The following is a 5,051-nucleotide window of genomic DNA, read 5'->3' as shown; positions in this document are numbered from 1 at the left end:
TTTCGTATGGCTTAATCTCTCTTGAGTGGTTAGAACGTCTCATCTTAACAACCTCAATTGCCGTGTGGACTTCAGAGAGATCAGAAGGCCGTATATACCTTAAGACTATCACAGTGTCAGCGAGATATTCCACAAGTCCGTATCGGCTTGAATAATCAGTATTCTGTTCAGTTTCACTTGTAACAACTGTTGTACAGTTAAGTTGTGATATCATCTCAGTGAAACGGAACATTTCGCGTCTTCTTGTGGAATTATCGTCAAAAAGACCCTCGAAAAGAGATATCGGGTCGATGACAACCCTGGATGCATCAACACTTTTAATGAGGTTTGGGAGATCTTTTTTGATGCTGTTTATCGAAAGATTGAAGTCGGTAGGATCGAGCTTTATTACAAAAAGCGACTTGTTTTTGTAGGTATCGACATCCCACCCCCGATCAGATATCTTTTCATATATGTTTTCCTCACTCTCCTCAAGGCTTATGTATATACACTTTTCTCCATTTTCAAGGCCGTTGAATAGAAATTGTATTGCAAATGTGGTCTTTCCGGTACCATATGTCCCTATTATTGCACATGTGCTGTTTTTGATAAGCCCTCCTCCCATCATCTCGTCAAGGCCGGTGATTCCGATTAGCACTCTCTCTTTTATCATATTACAACCCTGATGTTGCTCACTTCAAATCCTGATTCGGGGGTGATTCTTGCAGCGAACTTCACAAGATCGTTCTCTTCAAGGTGGGGCATAACACCTCTGAATTTTTCAAAATACATCACTCTCTGTCTTTTTCTTGCCGAACTCTCTTCCCAGTGGAATGTAACCATTGCATCGCAGCAGTCTGCAATCTCCACAAGGCGTGAGTCTGAGAGGATTCCGTCTGAAAGAAGTATATATATGGTTGATCCCCATGTCTTTGAAACCCTCTGGAGTCCCCTTAAAAAGCCTATCATCTCTTTCCATTCTAAAGGGCCTGTGTTTTCAGTCGCAATGTCGGTTATCGAATCAATTACAATGAGACTGTTTTTTGGTATCTCGTCAAGTTTTTCGGCAAGTTTTGAGACAATGCCGCCTGTTTCGCTTTTTTTCTGGAAACGTTCAATAACAGAGGTGTTGCTGTACCATCCTGTCGGAACAACACTCAATTCAAAGTAGATATCCGATAAATCGATGAAGTTTAATCTGTCGTTTATTCCGGATACCACATCACTTTTAAAGGAAAGTTCCATCTCCTCTGTTATGGAGGATGAAATACGTGTGAATGTGGTATATGCTATCTCTTCCGGAAGTATGGTGCCGGGTTTTTCCTCCCCTTTTTCCTTTAGTTTAGAGAGGAATATGATTGATGAATAGACAAATTCCCTGTTTCCTGCACCGGGTTCGCCTGCAAGAAGTATCATAGAACCGGGAGGAATACCTCCGTCCAGTATGGGATCAAGAGATGTGATTCCGGTCGGCATCCTTTTTTTTATATCGCCCTGCATAGATAATTGATGATTTGGATTTCTTGCTTGTAAAGATTGCGGTAAAAAATCTAATAATTATAGATCTAATACTGGTTTAAACGAAAATCATTTTTAATTTCCTATCAAAGTCAGACAGTGATTTCTCATCAAAACATGAGAAGACTTCATCTTCATAACTTTTTTTCATCAGATAGTGTCTGAAAAATCCGTTTTCAGAAACATTCTTTGCAAAAGATAATATGCAGGTGATTTATTTATACTATTAAAGCCGCCTTTTTATCAATAATTCCCTAAAAAAGGCGGGGGGAATGTTCCGGTGGTGTATTTATATGGCTTTTTTTAGCAAAAAAGAAAAATCAAAGGGTAAAAAAACCCCTGACGATATTGGTCTTGATGAACTTCTGAATCTACCGGCTGAAAAAAGGAAAATTCCAACATATAATGGGACCGGAGACACTTCAGGAATTAACGGAAAATATGATTTTTCCGGTTTGGATGAGGAGACAAAAGATGAGGCTTCATCTTCATTAATAAAAGCCGCCGAGCCTGAGTTACCTGTAAAATCTCCTGATAAATACGGCACTGGTACTGCAGAAGAAAATGTTGATGAGCCCCCTGCGGATTATAATAAAGAAGATTCATCTGTTGTCTTGGAGGAAGAGGATGATATCACAAATAAGGTATCTCAATCAAAATCTGCAAAAAATACCGGAGAAAAAGGCGAAGATCTGCCTGATGAAAAGGATGAAAATTTACCTGTTGTCTCCTCCGGGGAAGAAACAGCCGACGAAAAAGAGAGTCTCTCTGATTTATTAAAAGAATCCTCTGAAAAGGAGTCTCTCTCCGAATCTTTCAAAAATAAAGATGTTTCTGCTGATTTATCTGATAAAAATGCTTCCGGGGAGTCATTGATTCCTGATGGTGCAGTTAAAGAAGAGATGCCGGAAGACAAGGCATCAGAAGATCTGGATTCCGGAGACATAAGCCAAATCAATTCAAATAATGATTCTTCCGGTCTGCATGTGGATAAAAAAGATGATGCTTTTTCTTCATTTTCAGGAGCCGCCAGGTCTGATGAGAAACTATCTGCAATCCTGGACAGAATGAGGGGCAAAACAATTCCGGATAATAAAGGGGAAGATTTGCAGAATGCCGAGTCATCTGTATCGGAAGGTGAAGATAAAGAACTTCTAAATGAATCCGAACCCGGGGATGCTGGTGCTGTTTCTGATTTAAAGGCTGATACAGAGGATGATAATTTATCTCCTGTCCCTATAACTCCTGAGCCTGATTTGCCTTCTGACTCTGTGGTTGACGAAATCCCTGCTGTATTGGAAGGTGAAGATAAAGAGTCTCTGACAAAACCTGAACCTGAGGATACTGGTGCTGATTCTGGTTTGAAAGCTGATACAGAAGATGATAATTTATCTCCTGTCCCTATAACTCCTGAGCCTGATTTGCCTTCTGACTCTTTGGAAAAAGATAATGCTGATTATGCCGGTGAAGAAGCAGAAATCTCCGGCGATTCTATGGCCGGAGAGACCCTTGCAGTCCCTGAATCAACAGTGCCTGAAAAAAACATTGCATTCGAAGATGAAACCATACTCCCGCAAAAAGAGCCTCTTGCTGCAGAAGAAAAAAAGGCAGCTGAGGATGTTGGTGCTGTTTCTGATTTAACTGTAATTGCAGGAGATAAAACTGATTTAATCCCTGAAGAGAGCCTTTCACCTCTCAATGAAGAAATAAACTCAAATGCGGTTTCAGAATCCCCTGCCAAGACGAAAAAAAGCGAAGAAAAAAAGAGAACCGGCATATTCGGGAAAAAACCGAAAAAAGAGTCATTTTTTGAATTTCTAAAAAAGAGGACAGAACCGGTAAGACAATACAGCTTCAAAGAAAACGGCCCGCTCGTTGAGCCAAAAGTTCCGGACGGCTACTCTCCTGTTGACGAATACTGGATCATTGAGGGCAGATCAAAAGTTCTTATTGTCAATCACAATGAGACCCGCCAGGATGAATATATGCTCTTTGAGCCGGTCCTGTCTGAATTTGAGCTTGAACTTTTAGAGAGGCTTTTTGAGGATATGAGGGATGTTTTGATCCTCACTGATGAAGAGATAATGCATGAAAAATCTTCCATTATCCTTGAAAAGATGGCTGATCTCTTGAAAGAATACAGAATAAAGCCTGAAGACTCCACACTTTTCAAACTCCAGTATTATCTGATGAGAAACTTCCTTGGGTGGTCAAAACTTGATCCGCTGATGAAAGATCCCAATCTTGAGGATATATCCTGTGACGGTTCAGGAATACCTGTATTTCTCTACCACCGAAAATACCGCAACGTAAAAACAAACGTCATGTTTCCGGAGGAAAACCTATATTCACTTGCGATAACACTTGCACAGAGGTCAGGAAAGCATATTTCAATATCACAGCCAATGCTGGATGCAACCCTCCCTGACGGTTCGCGTCTTCAGTTAACTCTTGGAAAAGAGGTTACAAGCAGGGGTACATCGTTTACAATAAGAAAGTTCAGGGAGGATCCTTTCACACCGGTCGAGCTTATGGAATACGGCACCTTCAGTGCAGAGCAGCTCGTATATTTCTGGCTTGCAATTGAAAACAACAAAAGTCTGCTGTTTGTCGGCGGAACAGCAAGTGGTAAGACCTCCTCATTAAATGCAGTATCTCTTTTCATACCCCCTCTGGCAAAGGTCGTAAGTATTGAGGATACAAGGGAGATTACACTCTTCCACGACAACTGGATTGCAAGTGTTACAAGGGAATCTGTTGTGGAGTCAACCGGCTCCAAAATAGATATGTTCGACCTTTTAAAAGCAGCGATGAGGCAGAGGCCTGAGTACATCCTTGTGGGGGAGGTGAGAGGTGCCGAGGCGCAGACACTCTTTCAGGCGATGAATACAGGACACACCACATTCTCAACCCTTCACGCAAACGATGTCGATGCCGCAATCCACCGTCTTGAAAATGCACCGTTAAATGTTCCCAGGAACATGGTGCAGGCACTTGATGTTGTAAGTGTTCAGGCTCTTGTTTACCGCGGACAGGAGAGGGTCCGCCGTTCGATGGAGATAGTCGAGATTGCCGGGATTGATCCGGGAACAGGCAATCTCAGGGTGAACAATGTGTTTGATTATGACCCCATATCCGATGTTCAGTCTTACACAGGCAGATCCGGCATATACAGAAGTATTATGGAGATACGCGGATGGAGTGCCGAAGAGATGAGCCTTGAGGTTGAAAGGCGCCTTAAAGTCTTAAAGGCGATGCTGGGGCAGGACATACGTGATTATGTACGGGTTACACGACTTATACAGGCATATTCCATAAATCCTGACAGGGTTATGTCAAACATTGACGATCTCTCAAAGGTCTTCTCATGATAATCGACAGATATGTTAATTGGAGAATCAGTAAAAATCCGAACGGATATATGAGTCTTCGTTCTGATCTCATATCATCCCGGATGGGCATTACGGCCTTTAGATATTTTTATTATACAGTTTATCTCTCGGTTCTCTTTGGCCTCCTGCTTGGAATTGTAGGGTATTTTATATCCTCACTCC

The 5,051-nt window shown here is 41.7% G+C and carries 4 protein-coding genes; 2 read left to right on the top strand and 2 right to left on the bottom strand.

Going from position 1 to position 5,051, the window contains the following annotated elements; all coding sequences use genetic code 11:
• Both ACTB1O_RS09935 and ACTB1O_RS09930 read right to left on the bottom strand, forming a co-directional pair.
• A partial coding sequence (locus tag ACTB1O_RS09935; protein ID WP_462994980.1) for a KaiC domain-containing protein occupies positions 1–652 on the bottom strand: 652 nt, incomplete at its 3' end.
• Positions 649–1,479 (bottom strand): RAD55 family ATPase, encoded by an 831-nt coding sequence (locus ACTB1O_RS09930; protein ID WP_462994979.1) that lies wholly within the window; start codon positions 1,477–1,479, stop codon positions 649–651. The genes ACTB1O_RS09930 and ACTB1O_RS09935, both read right to left, overlap by 4 nt.
• 311 nt (positions 1,480–1,790) lie before the next feature.
• Here ACTB1O_RS09930 and ACTB1O_RS09925 point away from each other — a divergent pair, with 311 nt between their 5' ends.
• Entirely contained in the window at positions 1,791–4,868 is a 3,078-nt protein-coding gene (locus ACTB1O_RS09925; protein WP_462994978.1) for a type II/IV secretion system ATPase subunit, read from the top strand.
• The coding region (locus ACTB1O_RS09920) for a hypothetical protein (RefSeq protein WP_462994977.1) at positions 4,865–5,051 on the top strand (187 nt) is incomplete at its 3' end. The genes ACTB1O_RS09925 and ACTB1O_RS09920, both read left to right, overlap by 4 nt.

The organism is Methanomicrobium sp., from assembly GCF_055145805.1.
The sequence above is the reverse complement of the archived record's forward strand: the minus strand, read 5'-3'. Positions and strand labels throughout refer to the sequence as shown.